This is a genomic window from Coprobacillus cateniformis (assembly GCF_009767585.1).
GTDB classification, from domain to species: Bacteria; Bacillota_I; Bacilli_A; order Erysipelotrichales; family Coprobacillaceae; genus Coprobacillus; species Coprobacillus cateniformis.
Genome location: NZ_WSNW01000001.1, coordinates 1956781 through 1974994 on the forward strand (window position 1 = coordinate 1956781; position 18214 = coordinate 1974994).

Here is an 18214-nt window from a genome sequence, read left to right on the forward strand (position 1 = left end):
ATGAGATTGATTTTCGATGAAGAATATGAAGATGTTGATAGTAGTATTAGAGATTATGATGATAATAAATATTGTTTGTTTATAGATTCAGCAGGAAGTAATGAAGCACCTTCCACTATAGAAGTTCATTGGCATGAATGGCTGGAAATTGTTCACATTATTGATGGACATATGACAACTATTACACCATCTGGTTCATTTGAGGTTGGACCAGGTGATGTGATTGTCATTGGTATGCAGTCACTTCATAAAATGATTGGAAATGCAGGTCATTTTCGTCTCCAATGTTTGCATATTAATAATGGTTTTATTATACAGCACATGCCTTCTACATTATTGCTTGATAAAGTATTTATGATTAAAGATTATAATGGTTTTATAGACTTGTTTTCACAAGTTATTGCTAAAATGAATCATGATGATATTATCTCCCAATTAGAATATAAAGCGTCCCTTCTTTCCTTGTTGGCTCATTGTCTTCAGGAAAGTCATTATGATCCTACATCCTATCATCATGAAAATAATGATATTTTTTCAAGAATTCTTTTCTTTGTCAGTACTCATTATCGTGAAGATATATCTTTACAGTATTTATCGAATCATTTTGGTTATACAACTCAGCATATTTCATTGATGTTTAAGCGTTATTCAAATACAAACTATTATACCTATTTAACAAAGCTTCGTTTAGATAGAGCAAAGTTTTTATTAATGACATCATCAAAACGTATTATTGATATAGCTTTTGAATGTGGTTTTTCTAGTGAACATGCTTTGATTAATCATTTTAAAAAATGGTATGCAATGACGCCCTCACAATATCGTAAACAGCAACATTCATAAAAAAGCAAGGGCTTTTCTTTAGAAAAAGTCCTTATTTTATAAGGAGGACAAAATGGAAAAGAAAGTACTAGTGATTGATGTAGGTGGAACTTTTATCAAATATGGTTTGATTGATGAAGAATGTCAGTTAACAAAGACATCTAAAATCAAAACACCTTATGAATCTCAAGAACATTTTTTTAAGACATTACAAAATATTTATTTATCATATAGAAATGAAAATATCCAGGGAATTGCGATGAGTGTACCTGGAAAAATAGATATTGAAAAAGGTGTGATGTTAACAAGTGGAGCACTTGTTTATTTGGAAGGTTTAGAACTTGCTGAAAAACTTTCAGCATTATGTGATCATTTACCTGTATCGGTTGAAAATGATGGCAAAGCAGCGGCTTTGTGTGAATCATGGGTTGGACAAGCTAAAGATTGTCAAAGTTGTGTCGTTTTTATTTTTGGCTCAGGAGTTGGGGGTGGTATCGTTATGAACCATCAGGTTTTACGTGGATTGGATTTGATTGCCGGTGAATTTAGTCCTGTTTTTGTAGATTTGCATCAAGGAAATTATCAAAGCTTTGCTGGTGAGTATTCAACTTTAGCAGTTGTAAAAAAGATACAAAACATGAAAGAAGATGAAAATATTGATGGTGAACAAATGATGCAGCTTTATCGTCAGCAGGATGAAGAAGTTGTTGTTGTGTTAGAGGATTGGTTTGATGCTATAGCAAAATTTTGTTATAACATTGATTGTATCATGAATCCTGAATGTTTTTGTATTGGAGGAGGAATCAGCCAAGACCCATTGTTTGTAGAAAAAATTCAGGAAAAGATTGATGAAATCTTTACAAAGGCTTATCTGTTTAGAAAGCCTCAAGTGAAAACTTGTCAATATCATAATGATTCTAATTTAATTGGAGCTTATTATACATATTGTCAATTATTTCAAAAAGGTGGTGAAAAACTATGAAAATGATTTTTCGTGGTGATGATTTAGGTATAAGTGAGGGAGTAAATTATGGTCTATTAAAATCTATTCAGGATGGAGCATTGAGCTGTGTAGGAATAATGCCTAATATGGAAAGTGCCAGACATGGTTATCAATTGATAAAGGATATTGATATTTGCCTGGGACAACATACAAATATCTGTTTAGGAAAACCAATCAGTAATCCTGCCCTCATTCCATCTTTGGTTAATGATAATGGTGAATTTTATTCGAGTCATGATATCAATCATCGACAAGAGGATATAATTGATATTTTGGAATGTGAATTAGAGATTGAAGCCCAACTCAAAAGATTTATAGAGATAACTGGAAAGAAACCAGAATATTTTGAAGGACATGCTGTTTTTTCTAAAAACTATTTACAGGCCTTAGAAAATGTTGCGAAAAGACATCATCTTTTTTATGATAATCCTATGGATCCAAACTGGCAAAAGCAGCATCATATTTATTCTTTAGATTTCTTTTCGTTTGATGAAAAAGGTCTTTATGATCCATACACATATTTTGAAAGTCAACTAGCGAATATTCAAAAGAATGAATGTAGTATTGTTGTATTTCATCCTGGTTTTTTAGATCAATATATTTTAGAGCGTTCTTCTTATACCTTGATTAGACCCATGGAATGTGAGTTTTTATGTAGTCAATGGTTAAAAGATTGGTTGGAAAAATATCATATTCAGGTTGTTAATTTTCGTGATTATCAAAAGGGGCTGTAACGAAATAAATATTTCATAAATGAGCTCAACCAAAAAGGACACTGAAATCAATTGATGATTCTCATTGTCCTTTTTGGTATAATTAGATTATGGAAACCATCACATTTACACAATCTAATTACACTGATAATTATAACGCATTTCAGTTATCTTTGCCACTAGATTTAGGTATAAAAATTAATCCTGATGATGAGGTTGTTTCTTTCTTAAAGGCGCTAGAAGGAGTGAATCTTAAGAAGTATTTAAAAAAAGATGAGCGTCGAGGTAGAAAGGGATATGATAACGTTTTGCTTTTGAAGGCTGTCCTCTTTGCGAGAATGATTGGACAATGCCATCTTAGGGATCTGCAATCCTTATGTAGGTACGATATCAGATTCATGTATATCATGAATGAGGAAACACCAAGCTTCATGACGTTTGAACGTCTCATGAATGATTATCTGATTGATGATATTGAACATATCTTTTTTGACGTCGTTGGCAACATTTGTCATCTCATGGATGTTGATAAAACAGTTCAATTTATTGATGGTACAAAGATAGAAGCCAATGCTAACAAATATCCCTTTGTATATAAGGCAAGAATACTCAATGCCAGAATGAGATTGTTTTCTAAAATAACGCATGCAATCATTGAGGTAAACATGGAAAGTGGTTTTGACTTTCCATATCATCATTTTTACTGTGCACAGGAAATAGGATATATTGTGCAGTATCTCATGGAACTGATGGTTAGTGAATACATTGAACCAGTCTATGGAAGAGGAAGAAGAAAAAATGATATTCAAAGATGGTATGACCTGTTTCTTGAATATTATATGAAGCTTGATGAATATGAATATTGGCTGTCTGTCATAGGAAAAGATAGAAACAGCTGTTCAAAGACTGATCATGATGCCACAATGTGTGCAACAAAGATGGATTATTACTGCAATACCGGGTTGAGTAGACCATGTTATAATGCACAGATAGCAGTAAGTGATGGCATCATAGTCAATGCAGATTTGTTTCAGCGACCAGCAGATGCAAAGACATTTATACCATTCACGGAACGATATAGGAAATTCACAGGAGGATATCCAATATATCCAATGGCAGATGCCAGATATGGAAGTGAAGATAACTATATGTACTGCCTAACCCATGGAATGGATCTATATATGAAATATGGAATGTATGCAAAGAAGAATGAATCAGGATTCATAAAAAAGAAGTTCAATCCATATAACTGGGAAAAGAATAATAATGGGTATAAAGTATGTCCAGGAGGGCTAGTTTTTGATTGTCATATTGGAGACATATATGATGAAAGTGGAGAATATCTGAAAATAAAGCAAAAAATGACAAGCCAAGAAAGCTGCGAGGGATGTCCCTATAAGGAAGAATGCTGCAAAAGGAAAAATCATAGGAAGGTACTGATAAGAGATACAGTACTGGATGAATTCTATGCAGTTGTTGATAAAAATCTATTTATTGAATTTGGAAAAGAGCTAAGGAAACAAAGAAGCATACAGGTAGAAGGAGCATTTGGAGTGATAAAGCAGGACATGAAATTTACAAGATTGACAAGAGGAGGAGTAAAAAATGCAAAAATGGAATTTCTCATAGTATACTTAGGATACAATCTAATTAAATATCATAGGTATCGACTAAAAATAGAGAAAAAAAGGCAAAAAGAACTTCTCAACTTTAAAGTTATGTACATAAAAAATGAGATTTGAGTGATATAGGGATATTGCGCCCAAAAACAGCTGAAAATGATATAAAAACGACAATATTCATCTTCAAAATGAAAGAAGATGTTTTTTACATCAAAAACATAAAAAGAAAAGAGCTGAAAGAAATCAACTCTTTAAAAAGTTATTTTCGTTACAGCCCCTTTTTCTTTTGGAAGTGATAAAATAAATAAGAACTCGTGAAAGTGATGTGAGAAAATGAAAGCATGGATTAAAATATGTTTATGTATAGGTATCAGCTTGTTTGGTTTAACAGGTTGTCAAAAAGATAAAATATTAAAACCAAAACAAGAAACATTTCAAATAGAATTAGGAAATAAAATTCCTTTAGAGGCAAAACTGTATTTGAATTTTGATGGGTTAACAGCCAAACAAACTCAAGACATTGAAAGAAATAGTATTATGTCATTACAAAAATCAAATCAATCTCATTCATATGAAGATGTTGGAATTTATCAGGCTCAAATAAAATATCAAGGTGAAGTTCTTGAATTTCCAATTGAAGTTATACAAACAAGAGCGCCTGTTATTTTAGGTCCAAATACTCTTTATCTTCAACAGGGACAACAATATGATTTTCAAGAGAAATATCGTATGATTTGTTATAGTGAATTAAAAGAAACTAAATTTGATTCATCAAATATTGATATTCATAAAGTAGGAACATATTCACTAATAATAAAAGCAATGACAAAAGATAATCAATTGTCTTCTCAAAGAAATATTACTGTTCATGTTCAGAAAAAAGTTCATTCTATAAATAAAAAAACTGTTTTCATAGATGTTCCATACTATAATCAAATGGATGTCAATGCACCAAATGGTTGTGAGACAACTGCACTCTATATGGCATTAAAGTATAAGCGAAAAGTCAATATAGAATTAGTTGATTTTATTAGGCGGCAACCTAGCAGTCAATCACCATACTTTGGTTTTTCTGGAGATCCTTTTGGACTGCCAAGTCAAGCAGATGATTACTATACTATTTTTCCTACGCCACTTATTCAATATGCTAAAGATTATGGGGGTCTTCGTGATATATCTGGTTCTGACTTAGCTGATATAAGAGACGAATTGACTAATGATCATCCTGTTGTTGCTTGGGTTACAGGTAATCTTTATGAACCACAATTGAAGACTTACTATTTCGGACAGGCTGTCAAGAATCTCCATATTGTTCTGGTGAATGGCTATGATATGAATAAAGAAATTTTTTATATTCAAGACCCAATGAATAGAGAATTAAAAGAAGTTTCTTTTCAAGATTTTGCTTTGGCATATAATGCTATGAAGTTTGCTATATGTGTTGAATAGAATCAATATATAATAAAGGAGAGTAAAGATGGATATTCAATTATTTATAATTCAGTATTGGGAAGATGTTGCAAAACAAAAAGAAGAAGCATTAAAAAGATATTTTTATGAAAATGCTTATATTCGTTGGCATGATTCTAATGAACAATTTAATGTTAACGAGTTTATAAGAGCAAATTGTGATTATCCTGGCAATTGGTGTGGAAAAGTTGAACGTATTGAGTGTTTGAATCATACTGTTGTTACAGTCACGCATGTTTATTCAAGTGATGCCTCATTTCACGTTGTTTCATTTTTTGAGATAGTAGATAATAAAATTACATCGCTTGATGAATATTGGGGTGAAGACGGTGATGTTCCACAATGGCGAAAAGAAAAAAGAATAGGCAAACCTATTCAATAAAGAAAGGAAATTATGAGTAATGAATCAAACAGAATATAAACACGAACTCATTATGCCTAACGATAGTATTCCTGTGAAAATCTTTAGTTTTTCTGCTCATAATGATTTACGCATTATACCATCACACTGGCATCGTTCAGCAGAAATACTTTATGTAAGAAGAGGAAAATTAAATATTTGGATGAATAAAAGGAAATATGAATTGAATAGAAACGATTTTATTTATATTAATTCTAAAGAAGTTCATTCAACACAGAGTCCTGAAGATAATGAAGTCATAGTCTTACAAATACCAGGCGATTTTTTAAAAACATTTTCTAATAATGAATCATTATATATACATTGTAATACTTTGGAATTAAAAGATAATAAAATTTTTTCAGCAATGAGAGAATTGCTGTATCAAATGTATCTTTATAGTGAAAGAAAAGATGATGCATATTATTTAAAAGTTTATTCACTTTTATTTGAATTAGGATATTTACTTGTTAAAAATTTTAGGGTTAAAGAAGAAAATATAGATATTAAAAGTCAAAAATATTTAGATCGTTTATCAGAAATCTGTGAATATATAAAAGAACACTATCAATATAATTTAACACTCAATGAAGTTGCATCTGAATTTGGATATTCTCCACAATATCTATCAAGAATGTTTCAAATGTATACAGGAAGTACTTTTTTAACATATTTGAATAGTATTCGTTTAAACTCAGCGTTTAAACAAGTTATGAGTACTGACCTTTCCATAATAACAATTGCTGAAAATAATGGTTTTGCTAATGTAAAATCATTAAATAAATTATTTAAAGAAACATATGGACTCACACCAAGTGCATATCGAAAGAGTATTAAAAATGACAATTAAAGAAGGAGATGTTGAATATGGCATTAATAAAAGTTGATTTTTTTTCACAGTCATTGATGAGAACAGTGACAATAAATGCACTCATTCCAGTAGATAAAGTTATAGAGGAAGAACAAGAATTCAAAAGAAAACAATATAAAACATTGTATCTATTACATGGAATCTTTGGTAATTATACAGATTGGATTTGTGGAACAAGAATTCAAAGATGGGCTCAAGATCATGATTTAGCAGTCATTATGCCTTCAGGAGAGAATAAGTTTTATGTTGATAATGAAAAGTCACATGAATATTATTCAAAGTTTATAGGTGAAGAGTTAGTTGATGTAACAAGAAGATTGTTTCCTCTTTCCAAACAAAAAGAAGATACATTTATTGCTGGTCTATCTATGGGAGGATATGGAGCAATTACAAATGGTTTGAAATATTATAAAACATTTGGATGTATTGCAGCATTATCATCAGCTTTATTAATTGATAGTTTACCCAATGCTAAAGATGGGGATGATATCCCTTATCTGAATAAACGCAGTTATTTAGAAAGTGTTTTTGGTGATTTAGATCAAGTTAAAGGTAGTGATAAAGATTATGAAGCACTATTATTGAAAGTTAATCAAAAAGAAATGCCAAAAATTTACATGGCTTGTGGAAAAGATGATCGTCTTCTTCAAGTGAATAGAGATTTTAGAGATTATTTAAAGAATCATCAAGTTGATGTTTTGTATGAAGAAGGTGAAGGAAAACATGAATGGGATTTCTGGGATAGATATATTTATAGAGTATTAGAGTGGTTACCTTTGAATGATAAAGAAGAAGGAATAAGTAGTGGTAATGTTGGTGTTTAAAGAATATTAAAAAATGACGATATTAAGGTTAATAATTGACTGCAGAGATTATAAGGAGTTAATTATTGACCTCTTTTTATGCAAAAATAGCGTAGCACCTACTATTGAAAATCAATTATAATAGGAATGTAATGTTAAGCGCTAACATAAATTGGAGGAAAAGAAAAGATGGAAAAAATATTTGAGAAGTTAAATCCTTATATGACAAGATTAGCAAACAATCCAACATTAAAAGGAATATCTTCGGGGATGATGGGATCTATTGTTGTGACTTTGGTTGGTTCTTTATGTTTATTATTGGTTGTATTTCCAGTAGAGGCAGTCAGAAATGCGGTTGAAGCTTTAGGAATAACATCAATATTATTAAATGTGAATAGTTTTACAATTGGATGTCTTGCTTTGTATATTGTTGTTATGGTGACTAATGCATTAGTAAAATCATATAATTCACAAGAAGATGGAATTGCAGCTGCAGTCGTTGGATTAATGTCTTTTTTAATTGTGACACCAATAGGTGCTACTGCTGATAAAATCAGTGCTATTCCAACAACTTGGTTAGGGGCTGCTGGTGTTTTCTCAGCTATGATTATTTCAATTATTACTGCAAAAATCTTTGTCTTTGTGAAAGCAAAAGGGTGGACAATTAAAATGCCTGATAGTGTTCCACCAATGGTCTCAAGAACTTTTGAAGGATTGGTACCAGGAATGATTGTTGCTGTTTTATTTATTGTTATAAGTGGTCTTTTTGCAAAAACAAGTTATGGTTGTATGCATCAATTTGTTTATTCAATTATTCAAATACCTTTACAAGGTTTAGGTGGAAATTTATGGGCTATGTGTATTTTTACAATTGCTGCTCAATTGTTATGGTTCTTTGGGATTCATGGAACAAATGTTATTGCACCTATTTATACACCAATTTGGTTAACATTGGATTTAGCAAATCAAGCATCTGTTGCTCAAAATGGAATTGGAGCAGGCACAAATATTATTGGAAAGGCATTTTTTGAAACATTTACTTTTGGGGGATGTGTCTTAGGTTTTGTTATTTTAATGGCTTTCTTTGCAAAGTCATCGCAATATAAGAGTTTAGGTCGTTTATCTTTAGTTCCAGCATTATTTGGAATTACTGAACCAGTTATTTTTGGGACACCGTTGGTCTTAAACTTTACATTCTTTATACCGTTTGTATTTGGGAATGTGATTGCTATATTAATTTCATATGCAGCCATTGCCTCTGGATTAGTTCCTACATTAATGGGAGCATCAACAATTTTTGGCTTACCAATTGGATTCCATGCTGCTATTCAAGGCAGTTGGCAAGCAGTTGTTTTACAAATTGTTGTTATGGTGATTCTTGGATTGGTATGGTATCCATTCTTTAGAAAAGCTGATAATGATGCATATAAATTAGAACAAGAAGCTGCAAAGTAGAAGGAGGTATTCTATGAAACAAGAACAATTAGATGAATTATTAGAAAGTTTAACATTAGATGAGAAGATTGGTCAATTGGTACAATTAAATGGAAATTTCTTTGATAGTAATGAAAAGGTTGCAACTGGACCAGTGCAAAAAATTGGTATTGATAAAGATAAAATTCATTTAACAGGTTCTATCTTAAATACTTTAGGAGCAAAAGAATTAAAAACGCTTCAAAATGCTTATTTAGAAAAAAGTGAAAAGAAGATTCCAATGTTATTTATGGCAGATATTATTAATGGATTTAAGACAATCTTTCCTATTCCATTAGGATTAGGGTGTTCATTTGATGCTGAATTAGTTAAGAAAACTGCTCAAATAGCAGCGAAAGAAGCAGCAGTCTCTGGGATTCATATTACCTTTTCACCAATGGTAGATATGGTTAGAGATGCAAGGTGGGGACGTGTTATGGAAAGTTATGGTGAAGATAACTTTCTCAACTGTGAATATGCCAAAGCTATGGTTGAAGGATATCAAGGAAATAATGATCCTCACTCAACAATTGCGTCTTGTGTTAAACATTTTGCTGGATACGGTGCACCACTTGCAGGTAAAGAATATAACACTGTGGAATTAGGGGAACGTTCTTTAAGAGAAGCCTATTTACCAGCTTATAAGGCTGCTATTGATGCAGGATGTCATTTGGTTATGACATCATTTAATACAATTGATGGGATCCCTGTGACTGCTAATAAATGGATTCTTAAAGATGTCCTAAGAGATGAATGGGGATTCGATGAAGTTGTTATTTCAGATCACTCAGCAGTTAAAGAATTAGTTCCTCATGGTATTGCTGCTCATTATGAAGAAGCTGCCAAATTAGCAATCGAAGCTGGTTGTGACATTGATATGATGACGGCAACCTATTCAAATCACTTAAAAGATTTAGTAGAATCTGGTCAAATTGATATTCAGCTTATTAATGAATCAGTGAAAAGAGTATTAAAACTTAAGAATGATTTAGGGCTTTTTGAAAATCCATATCGTGGAGCCAATGAATTAGAAGAACAACAATATGTCATGTGTGATGAATTTAGAAAAGTCGCACGAGAAGTTGTCAGCAAAACATGCGTCCTCCTCAAAAATGATTCTGTCCTCCCTATCAATCAGAATCAAAGAGTCGCAGTTGTTGGACCTTATGCTTCTAATAAGAATTTAAGTGGAATGTGGTCGATTAATGTGGATCCAGACAAGGTTGTGACAATCTATGATGGCCTAAAAAAACAAGGAAAACATGTCAAATGTGCTGAAGGTTATCCTATGATGGATGATGATAGTCTATTTGAAAGCTTTGGATATGGCAAAAAAGAAACAAACTTAACTGGAAATAAAGATGAAAAAATTCAAGAGGCTATAGATATTGCTAAAGAATCTGATGTGGTTATCGTTGCTATTGGTGAACATTCACATCAAAGTGGTGAAGGTGGTGCAAGAGGAGATATTACAATTCCAAAAGTTCAACTAGAACTTTTAAAAGCCATAAAGAAATTAGGAAAACCAGTTGTGACTCTTGTTTTTAGTGGTAGACCATTAGCATTAAAAGATGTTGCAGAAAATAGTGATGCAATTTTACAATGCTGGTTTCCTGGTACTGAAGGTGGTGATGGTATTGCTGATCTCGTCTATGGAAAAGTCAATCCAAGTGCAAGATTGTCTATGACATTTCCATATTCAGTAGGACAATGCCCAATTTACTATAATCATATGAGTACAGGTAGACCTGCTTTAGAAAGTACACACAGCAAACGTTTTACATCACGATATATTGATATACCAAATGATCCTTATTACTGTTTTGGTTATGGGTTATCATATAGTGAATTCGAATATAGTGACATCACTTTAGACAAGACAACTCTGACAAATGATTCTACAATCACTGCCAGTGTGACTGTGAGCAACACTTCAGATATATCAGGAGAAGAAGTTGTTCAACTTTATATAAGAGATATTGCTGGTTCGGTAGTGAGACCAGTCAAAGAACTCAAAGGAGTGCAAAAAGTATATTTAGCACCTCATACATCTCAAACAGTAACTTTTGAAATCAAAGAAGAGATGCTAAGATTTATAACTAAGGATATGAGTTTTGCAAGTGAACCAGGAGAATTCCACATCTTCATTGGTCATGACAGCAATACTCAAAATAAGCAAATCTTTACACTAGAGTCTTAGGACTCTTTTTTGCTGTAATCAACATAATATTTGGTGCTATTATTCTCCTATAAGTATCCCTAATTATTAAAGACAGAACATTTACAATAAAATGACAGTTCTAGGAAAAGCTAGTCAAGTCAGTAATAGTACAAAAAGTTTCTGTTATGTAAGTGAAATTTGGAGAATCACTGGTACAACTCATGGTTGCTACTTTGCAAACCAGAATATGTTGTCACAACCAGTATATTTGATTTAAAATGAAGATGTCGAAAATATCATTTATCATTCAAATAAAAAGTTATAAGTGATATTAAGTGAAATGAAATATACGCAATAGTGTAGGTAAAACGAGATGGTTTAGAAAGGCAGGTCAATAAATATGATATATATAATTGGTATAGTCTTGAATTTTCCTTTTTTTATAGCTGAAAATATAATAAAGTCATTTTGTTTTCAATATATTTTTGATTCTGGATTAGAACAAGATTTTACTATTAATTCTTTAGTTATGTTGATTTTAATAATAAGTTTTATACTTCTTATTATCTATCTGTTAGGATTTATATATTGTAATATTCGAAATATAGTTATTCATAAAAAAGCATATAAAATAAGAAATGCTTTAATCAATAATGACTTATATAATTATCATGATACAAAATCCTAAGGCGGATCGACTTATATCAATACATTATCAAATAAAGAGATATATTTGATGGATGAGTCGTTAAATGCAGTTTCACAAAAAGATAGAAATGATATTGAAAATGAATTGTTTAAGGACACAAGTAAGACATATGTTTATATTTTTTGTTGAGAAGTCTACTTTTTTAAATATATAAAAACACAGGGGATCAGCCTGTGTTATAGTGCTCGCATCGAAATGAAAAATATATTAATTGCCGCCTGGGCCATCTTGTCGTGGTCGCTCATCAGGGTAATACTTCAATGAATTATTCGTCCATTGATTGTTGTAAGCCGTCTTTTTAGCAGGGGCTTCTTTTTTAACATTTTTTCTTTTATCAATCATTTTTTTATCACTCCTACAATCATTATGTGATTATCTTAAAAAAATATACAGAATATTAATTACGTTTTTGTGTTTTCTTTTTTTGATAATGTTTGAGAAGAACTTGATATTCTTGGTCTTGTTTATGTGTAATATACAAACTAATTGATAAAGATAGGATTAAACATATTCCAAAAGCAATAATAAATCCAATCCATGCTAGAATATTATTTAATGGAAACCAATCAAATAAAACAATATATATAATAGTGATAAATACAATAATAATAATTCTTAAAATATTTTTATATAGAAAAAGTATTTTTCTTAGAAAATAAGTTGAATCAAATAAAGTATTTATAAAACCAATAAAAATGCTTAAAGAAAGTAATTGAAAAATAGTTATATATGAAATTGCACTTCCTGTAGATAGTGGTGAAATCTGAGCCATATCATCTCCAAAAAAATATCCAAAAATGGTTAAAAATATTATAGAAACTGTAAAAGGCATAACAGTTTTTTTCAAAATATTGAGAATGAAATCAAAAATCGAATCCATATTAAACACCTCCTAATCTTTTTTTAAATTCTTTTGCATATTTTCTAGATACAAGTATTTGATCACCATTATCTAAATAAACAATAACTCTTGAACCAATATCAGCTTTTAAACTTTTAATATGCTGCATATTAAAGAGTGTCGATTTACTTGCTCTTATGAAATCTTCATTTAATAGTTCTTCTATTTGATATAACCAAAGTGGAGATTCAAAACAGTCGTCTTTTGTAAAAATAAATGTATTTTTATCTATTAAGTCAATATAGTAAATAGAATCTATATTTAATAAATACTTTTTCTCTCTTTTGTAACAGGGTATTTTTGTATTCATATTTTGGATAGAAGCAAGAACTTTATCTTTTTCATCAAAAGAATCAAATTCAATACCAATTGATAATGATTTCGTATCATTTTTAATCTTCATATCAAATCACTCCCTAGGCGTATTATATATGTATTCTGTATAATTATCTATAAAAGAAAACCCAGTTACTTAGAAAAGTCACTGAGTTACATTTTATTTGACAATGTGTATTCTTTCTTTTTTCTTTTCTTTAATTGTTGATTGTGATGATATATAGCCTAAAGCTGCACAACCTACAACCTGATGATTTGCTGGAATACCAATCCGTGTTAAGATATTTCTGACTTCATCTACATTCTGTGTATCTCTTAATTGATTAATCCAGCATGAACCAATATTCAAACTTGTTGCTGCTAAAAACATATTTTCCAACATACAGCTTCCATCTTCAACACGGCGACTATCGTATTCAGGACCACTAACAATAACCAAGACAGGTGCATGATATGCACAATGATAGGTTTCAGGTTTTTTATCTCCACGTTCATCAAAAACATCTTTAATTGCCTTTGCAAGTTCATCAATTAAATCCTTATTTATAATAGCAAAAGCTTCACATAATTGTTGATTCATGGCACTTGGGGCTTGAATACCAGCCTCAAGAATTGTTATAAGTTCATCTTCTTTGATACACTCATTTTGATATTGACGACAACTTCTTCTTGTCATTATTGTATTTAATGTTTCATTCATTTGAAATACCTCCTCTGTATAATATTATAGCCCTCTTATGTTAAAAAACAATGATAATACCAAATATTTATGTTATACTATTGTCGATATTAAGGAGGTTGTTTATGAAGAAACTACTTGTATTGGTACTTGCTATGATGTTATTAGTAGGATGCTCACAACAAAAGAAAGATACAACATTTATGGTTACACGTGATAATACGTTGTATGCTTTATATAATCAAAATGGAGAAAGACTCACAGAGTATAGTTATAAAACATTTGAAGAAGTGAGTGGAATTGGATATATTGTGACTGATGCAAATGATCAAAAAGGGGTTATTTCTGATAAAGGTGATGAAATTATTAAACCTGGAACATATGAAACTTTAGAAGCTGTAGATGAAATGTTATATGCCACAAAAAAGGTTGAAGTCAAAAAAGAAAAAAAAGATGATAAAGATAAAAAGGAAGAGAAACAAACTACACCAACTCAAACATTCATAAAGAATAATCTTTATGTTCTTAATAATAAAGGAGAGGTTCTTTATTCTGCTGATGAAAAAACAGGAATTATGAAAAGCGGATTACCAATTATCCTCAAAGACAATACTTATATCGTTCTCTATCATAATGGTGAAATATTATACAATGATATTCAAATTGTTAGATATGCAAATCAATATAAGAATAGTACAAGTGTTATTCTTGGTTTAGAAAAAAATGAGAATTATTATTATTTTGATAAACAAGATGAAAAGAATAATATTGAATTAACAATTAATGAAAAAGGAACATTTCAATTTTTGGCTCAAAATGATAAAGGTGTTGTTTTAAATGATGAGGCAACCAAAAGTATGATTTATATAGATTTTGAACATAAAAAATATTATCAAAATACAATTGCTATTAAGGAAGCATCATTTGATTCAACAGGAAATATTGTTTTAACAAATGATAATAAAACTTTTGTTTATGAAGTTGGAAAAGCTCCAGTATTGATGACAAGTTATTATATGTCAGCTTATACATATGTTGCACGTTCGACAGATATCTATGGACCTCATCATATATTCAAAGATGGAAAATCAACAGGTGATTTTGAAAATTGCCAGTTATATCCTGTAGCATATCATGTATATTATGAGATTTTCCCTGTCTATATAAGAGATAAAGGATATCAGTATTATAACTTTGATAACAAAAAAGTTATTGATAAGACTTTTTTGGCGGCTGAACCATTTGATGCGAATGGGCGTGCTATTGTGAAAAGTAAAGAAGAGGGGTATTCATTAATTGATGAAACTGGTAAAGTTTTAACAAAAGATGTTTATAATCAAATCAAGTACATAGGCAGTTCATATTATGCAGTCTATAATGAAAATGGAACATTTGGTATCTTAGATAAAGATGCTGGAGAGATTTTCCCGATGGAATATACAAGTTTGCCAACTGAAGCTATTGTCAATTATGATAGTCATGATTATTTGATATTAGGTAAGAATGGAAGATCGTTTGTTTATGATATTGAAGATGAAATGAAAGAAATTTTTTCTCATGAAGGTAGTGTAACTTTAAGCGAAAAGGGATACTTTAAAGTTGATAATCAATATTTTACTTTTGAAGGAGAAGAAATTAAATAAAGGAGATTTTATGGAATACTTATTTATTTTATTGGCTTCATTTATAGGAGTTTTATTCTTGATGCAATTGGTTTTCTTTGAGATAACAAGAAACAAGATGTCAAAAGAGAATAATATGAATTGGTTTTTGTCATTAAAGAAACCATTTAATTATCATCGTGTTGGATATATGTTCTTTATTTGCTTTATTTGTTATTTAATATCAAGTCCAGAACCTATATTCAGTATGTCTTGGATTATTTATTTTGTATTATTTTTAGCAATGGGAATTGTCTCTGATGCTATTGTACAATATTTAATTCTTGTTTATAGTAAAAAAAGATGTCAAAAAGACATTGAAAATGCAACTCTTTTAAAAAATGAATTGTTAGAAATTGCAGAAACAATGACAATGGATGAATCATGGATAGAATCACCAAGACAATACGATGAAGAAATCATCCTATCAAAATATGTTCAACCAACAGATCATGTCTCTTTCTTATCAGTAGATCAAGGGGAACTGGCTAAAAATTTTAAGCCTCTTCCTGAAGCAACATTTATTATTGAGCCTTATTCAGATATAACAAGTGTTCAAAATAAATTTGCTGATATGCCTGTTAAAGTTTTAAAGTATACACCATCTGGGCAGATGCCATTTAAAGATGAAAAGATGGATGTTGTGATGTGTCAATATTCAAATTATGACAAACTTGAGATACAGCGAGTTTTAAAGCCGGGTGGTTATTTTGTTGTTAATCAAAATGGAACTGCGAATCTCAAAGAATTTTTACATATTTATATGCCATTTCGTATGAAAGGCTCTTGGGATGCATATGCATGTGCAGGAACTTTAGAAAGCATTGGTATGAGAATTGTTGAGAAGATAGATGACTATGGAACATTGCGTTTTCATAGTATTCAAGCAATTCATAGTTATTTCAAAAAATATTCACCAGATATTGCTGATATCAATAAATATCAAATTTTTTACTTAAAAGCATTAAAAGAAATTAAAGAAAAAAGTTTTTATGAAATGACAACACACAGATTTTTAGTTGTTGCTCAAAAAGCCTAGAGATACGCTTTTTCTGCTTGATATCAGCACTTATTGCTGTCGCTATTCCTAAGAAGATGTCGTGCGAAAATACCATAAATAATCTTGACAAAAAAATATTGTGAAAGCGCATAAATTCTTTGCAAAATATATGGAAATGTAAATTAATTGTGTTATAATAAGACTATAAATTATTAAGGAGGAGTCTATAAATGGCAGAAAAATTATCTTTTGTAGTTTCAGATCCAGTTGGATTACACGCTAGACCTGCAACTATCTTAGTAAACCAAGCTAGCAAATTCACTAGTAATATTAAATTAAGTTATAACGGTAAAGAAGTTAACTTAAAATCTATTATGGGTGTTATGTCTTTAGGTGTTCCTACTAAAGCTACAGTAGAAATTATTGCTGAAGGTGAAGACGAAAAAGATGTAATTGCTTCAATCGCAAAAGTTATCAAAGAACAAAAAGTTGCTGAATAATAACTAGCAACACAAAATATACTTAGGACCACAGAAATGTGGTCCTATTATATTATCATACCAATAGGTATGATTTTTCTTTACTTTAAATATAAGTAGTGATATGATTTGTTTAGATATTTAGACAATTGTCTAAATATTAAAGGGGTGAGAAAATGGGAGATGCCTTTAAAGCATTGAGTGATCCTACAAGAAGAAAGATATTAGAACTTTTACAAGAGAAATCTTTGAATGCAGGAGAAATAGCAGATTACTTTCATATAACAAAGCCTTCTATTTCTCATCATTTAACTATACTCAAGAATAGTGGATTGATAGTTGATGAACGTCATGGCCAAAATATTGTTTATAGCTTAGATATGTCAGTTTTTCAGGATATGATGAAGTGGTTTATGAACTTTACAAGTATGGGGGAAAATGAGAAATGAAAAAAGCATATGATATTTTTATATGGTGTGTAACAGGTCTTTTTATAGGTGCAATTTTCTTATTGCCAGAATCAGTTCCAGTCCATTGGAATGGAAATTGGGAAATAGATAGATATGGAAGTCGTTATACACTGATTATTCTTGCTATAATTCCTATTCTTTTGTATTATGGAATGCTTTTGGCAAAGAAGGTGGACCCTAAAAGACATAATTTTCAATCGCGGGAAAAAACATATGATCTGTTTCGATATGGTTTGTCATTCTTTTTTATTCTTCTATGTTGTTTTTTCTATTATATGACTTTTTTTCCTAAAGCCAATGGAGAAAAGATTATGTTATTGTTATTAGGAATATTAATTATAGGAATGGGAAATTATATGCCACGTTTGCCACAGAATTATTTTTTAGGAATTAAGACACCATGGACATTATCAAATGAATATGTATGGCAGAAGACGCATAAAATAGGTGGATATTCTTTTGTGATTGTAGGTATTATTATTGCAGTGTATGGATTGTTGGAATTGCCTTATAGTTTTATAGTTGTTATCGTTGGATTGCTTATTGATGCAGTGTTTAGTTTTATTTATTCTTATATAGTTTTTAAGAGAATTGAAACTGAAAAAGATTGATTTATGAATAACTTAAATATATAATGATAA

19 protein-coding genes are annotated in these 18214 nt (G+C 30.5%); 15 read left to right on the forward strand and 4 right to left on the reverse strand.

The features are described from left to right. The 10 genes from GQF29_RS09790 (at position 1) to bglX (ending at position 11377) form a co-directional block, all read left to right on the forward strand. On the forward strand, positions 1-843 hold the full coding sequence (locus GQF29_RS09790; RefSeq protein ID WP_236916414.1) for a helix-turn-helix transcriptional regulator: 843 nt from the start codon (positions 1-3) through the stop codon (positions 841-843). A 52-nt stretch (positions 844-895) separates the two neighbouring features. Then, positions 896-1804, forward strand: a complete 909-nt coding sequence (locus tag GQF29_RS09795; RefSeq protein ID WP_008787131.1) for an ROK family protein — start codon at positions 896-898, stop codon at positions 1802-1804. Beyond that, positions 1801-2559 carry a ChbG/HpnK family deacetylase gene (locus GQF29_RS09800; RefSeq protein WP_008787132.1) on the forward strand — a complete coding sequence of 253 codons (759 nt, stop codon included), beginning with the start codon at positions 1801-1803 and terminating at the stop codon, positions 2557-2559. The genes GQF29_RS09795 and GQF29_RS09800 overlap by 4 nt, the downstream gene beginning before the upstream one ends. Positions 2560-2648: 89 nt before the next feature. After that, the gene (locus tag GQF29_RS09805) at positions 2649-4280 is read left to right on the forward strand and encodes a transposase (RefSeq protein ID WP_008787133.1); all 1632 of its coding nucleotides are present in this window, start codon (positions 2649-2651) and stop codon (positions 4278-4280) included. Between the two features lie 213 nt (positions 4281-4493). Then, positions 4494-5609, forward strand: a complete 1116-nt coding sequence (locus tag GQF29_RS09810) for a C39 family peptidase (protein WP_008787134.1) — start codon at positions 4494-4496, stop codon at positions 5607-5609. Positions 5610-5637: 28 nt separating this feature from the next. Continuing rightward, a complete protein-coding gene (locus GQF29_RS09815; protein ID WP_008787135.1) occupies positions 5638-6012 on the forward strand; it encodes a hypothetical protein in 375 nt (124 codons plus the stop codon). Positions 6013-6031: 19 nt separating this feature from the next. Further along, positions 6032-6880, forward strand: a complete 849-nt coding sequence (locus tag GQF29_RS09820; RefSeq protein ID WP_008787136.1) for an AraC family transcriptional regulator — start codon at positions 6032-6034, stop codon at positions 6878-6880. 17 nt (positions 6881-6897) lie between these two features. Continuing rightward, positions 6898-7725, forward strand: a complete 828-nt coding sequence (locus GQF29_RS09825; protein WP_008787137.1) for an alpha/beta hydrolase — start codon at positions 6898-6900, stop codon at positions 7723-7725. A 168-nt stretch (positions 7726-7893) separates the two neighbouring features. Next, positions 7894-9159 carry a PTS sugar transporter subunit IIC gene (locus GQF29_RS09830; RefSeq protein ID WP_008787138.1) on the forward strand — a complete coding sequence of 422 codons (1266 nt, stop codon included), beginning with the start codon at positions 7894-7896 and terminating at the stop codon, positions 9157-9159. Positions 9160-9172: 13 nt separating this feature from the next. Next, positions 9173-11377 (forward strand): beta-glucosidase BglX, encoded by a 2205-nt coding sequence (gene bglX / locus GQF29_RS09835; protein ID WP_008787139.1) that lies wholly within the window; start codon positions 9173-9175, stop codon positions 11375-11377. 877 nt (positions 11378-12254) lie between these two features. Here bglX and GQF29_RS18845 read toward each other — a convergent pair. The 4 genes from GQF29_RS18845 to GQF29_RS09855 all read right to left on the reverse strand — a co-directional run bounded on the left by GQF29_RS18845 (position 12255) and on the right by GQF29_RS09855 (position 13984). Next, the gene (locus tag GQF29_RS18845; RefSeq protein ID WP_017143961.1) at positions 12255-12389 is read right to left on the reverse strand and encodes a hypothetical protein; all 135 of its coding nucleotides are present in this window, start codon (positions 12387-12389) and stop codon (positions 12255-12257) included. Between the two features lie 55 nt (positions 12390-12444). Continuing rightward, positions 12445-12927, reverse strand: a complete 483-nt coding sequence (locus GQF29_RS09845) for a hypothetical protein (protein ID WP_008787141.1) — start codon at positions 12925-12927, stop codon at positions 12445-12447. 1 nt (position 12928) lies between these two features. Beyond that, entirely contained in the window at positions 12929-13351 is a 423-nt protein-coding gene (locus GQF29_RS09850) for a LytTR family DNA-binding domain-containing protein (RefSeq protein ID WP_008787142.1), read from the reverse strand. 93 nt (positions 13352-13444) lie between these two features. Beyond that, positions 13445-13984, reverse strand: coding sequence for a nitroreductase family protein (locus GQF29_RS09855; RefSeq protein WP_008787143.1), 540 nt, complete (start codon positions 13982-13984; stop codon positions 13445-13447). A 104-nt stretch (positions 13985-14088) separates the two neighbouring features. On the opposite strand from GQF29_RS09855, the gene GQF29_RS09860 reads away from it, so the two are divergent. The 5 genes from GQF29_RS09860 (at position 14089) to GQF29_RS09880 (ending at position 18184) form a co-directional block, all read left to right on the forward strand. After that, complete coding sequence (locus GQF29_RS09860; protein WP_008787144.1) at positions 14089-15606, forward strand: WG repeat-containing protein; 1518 nt, start codon at positions 14089-14091, stop codon at positions 15604-15606. Between the two features lie 10 nt (positions 15607-15616). Continuing rightward, on the forward strand, positions 15617-16663 hold the full coding sequence (locus GQF29_RS09865) for a class I SAM-dependent methyltransferase (protein ID WP_044927313.1): 1047 nt from the start codon (positions 15617-15619) through the stop codon (positions 16661-16663). Positions 16664-16854: 191 nt separating this feature from the next. Continuing rightward, entirely contained in the window at positions 16855-17124 is a 270-nt protein-coding gene (locus tag GQF29_RS09870; RefSeq protein WP_008787146.1) for a phosphocarrier protein HPr, read from the forward strand. A gap of 155 nt (positions 17125-17279) precedes the next feature. Next, positions 17280-17552 (forward strand): autorepressor SdpR family transcription factor, encoded by a 273-nt coding sequence (locus tag GQF29_RS09875; RefSeq protein WP_008787147.1) that lies wholly within the window; start codon positions 17280-17282, stop codon positions 17550-17552. Beyond that, on the forward strand, positions 17549-18184 hold the full coding sequence (locus GQF29_RS09880; protein ID WP_008787148.1) for an SdpI family protein: 636 nt from the start codon (positions 17549-17551) through the stop codon (positions 18182-18184). Before GQF29_RS09875 ends, GQF29_RS09880 begins: the two co-directional genes overlap by 4 nt. The last annotated feature ends 30 nt before the right edge of the window (positions 18185-18214 follow it).

What these genes read in the sequence shown, in the direction of transcription:
- GQF29_RS09790 (WP_236916414.1), top strand. Translation starts at nt 1, where the DNA reads ATGAGATTGATTTTCGATGAAGAATATGAAGATGTTGATAGTAGTATT.
- GQF29_RS09795 (WP_008787131.1), top strand. Translation starts at nt 896, where the DNA reads ATGGAAAAGAAAGTACTAGTGATTGATGTAGGTGGAACTTTTATCAAA.
- GQF29_RS09800 (WP_008787132.1), top strand. Translation starts at nt 1,801, where the DNA reads ATGAAAATGATTTTTCGTGGTGATGATTTAGGTATAAGTGAGGGAGTA.
- GQF29_RS09805 (WP_008787133.1), top strand. Translation starts at nt 2,649, where the DNA reads ATGGAAACCATCACATTTACACAATCTAATTACACTGATAATTATAAC.
- GQF29_RS09810 (WP_008787134.1), top strand. Translation starts at nt 4,494, where the DNA reads ATGAAAGCATGGATTAAAATATGTTTATGTATAGGTATCAGCTTGTTT.
- GQF29_RS09815 (WP_008787135.1), top strand. Translation starts at nt 5,638, where the DNA reads ATGGATATTCAATTATTTATAATTCAGTATTGGGAAGATGTTGCAAAA.
- GQF29_RS09820 (WP_008787136.1), top strand. Translation starts at nt 6,032, where the DNA reads ATGAATCAAACAGAATATAAACACGAACTCATTATGCCTAACGATAGT.
- GQF29_RS09825 (WP_008787137.1), top strand. Translation starts at nt 6,898, where the DNA reads ATGGCATTAATAAAAGTTGATTTTTTTTCACAGTCATTGATGAGAACA.
- GQF29_RS09830 (WP_008787138.1), top strand. Translation starts at nt 7,894, where the DNA reads ATGGAAAAAATATTTGAGAAGTTAAATCCTTATATGACAAGATTAGCA.
- bglX (WP_008787139.1), top strand. Translation starts at nt 9,173, where the DNA reads ATGAAACAAGAACAATTAGATGAATTATTAGAAAGTTTAACATTAGAT.
- GQF29_RS18845 (WP_017143961.1), bottom strand. Translation starts at nt 12,389, where the DNA reads ATGATTGATAAAAGAAAAAATGTTAAAAAAGAAGCCCCTGCTAAAAAG.
- GQF29_RS09845 (WP_008787141.1), bottom strand. Translation starts at nt 12,927, where the DNA reads ATGGATTCGATTTTTGATTTCATTCTCAATATTTTGAAAAAAACTGTT.
- GQF29_RS09850 (WP_008787142.1), bottom strand. Translation starts at nt 13,351, where the DNA reads ATGAAGATTAAAAATGATACGAAATCATTATCAATTGGTATTGAATTT.
- GQF29_RS09855 (WP_008787143.1), bottom strand. Translation starts at nt 13,984, where the DNA reads ATGAATGAAACATTAAATACAATAATGACAAGAAGAAGTTGTCGTCAA.
- GQF29_RS09860 (WP_008787144.1), top strand. Translation starts at nt 14,089, where the DNA reads ATGAAGAAACTACTTGTATTGGTACTTGCTATGATGTTATTAGTAGGA.
- GQF29_RS09865 (WP_044927313.1), top strand. Translation starts at nt 15,617, where the DNA reads ATGGAATACTTATTTATTTTATTGGCTTCATTTATAGGAGTTTTATTC.
- GQF29_RS09870 (WP_008787146.1), top strand. Translation starts at nt 16,855, where the DNA reads ATGGCAGAAAAATTATCTTTTGTAGTTTCAGATCCAGTTGGATTACAC.
- GQF29_RS09875 (WP_008787147.1), top strand. Translation starts at nt 17,280, where the DNA reads ATGGGAGATGCCTTTAAAGCATTGAGTGATCCTACAAGAAGAAAGATA.
- GQF29_RS09880 (WP_008787148.1), top strand. Translation starts at nt 17,549, where the DNA reads ATGAAAAAAGCATATGATATTTTTATATGGTGTGTAACAGGTCTTTTT.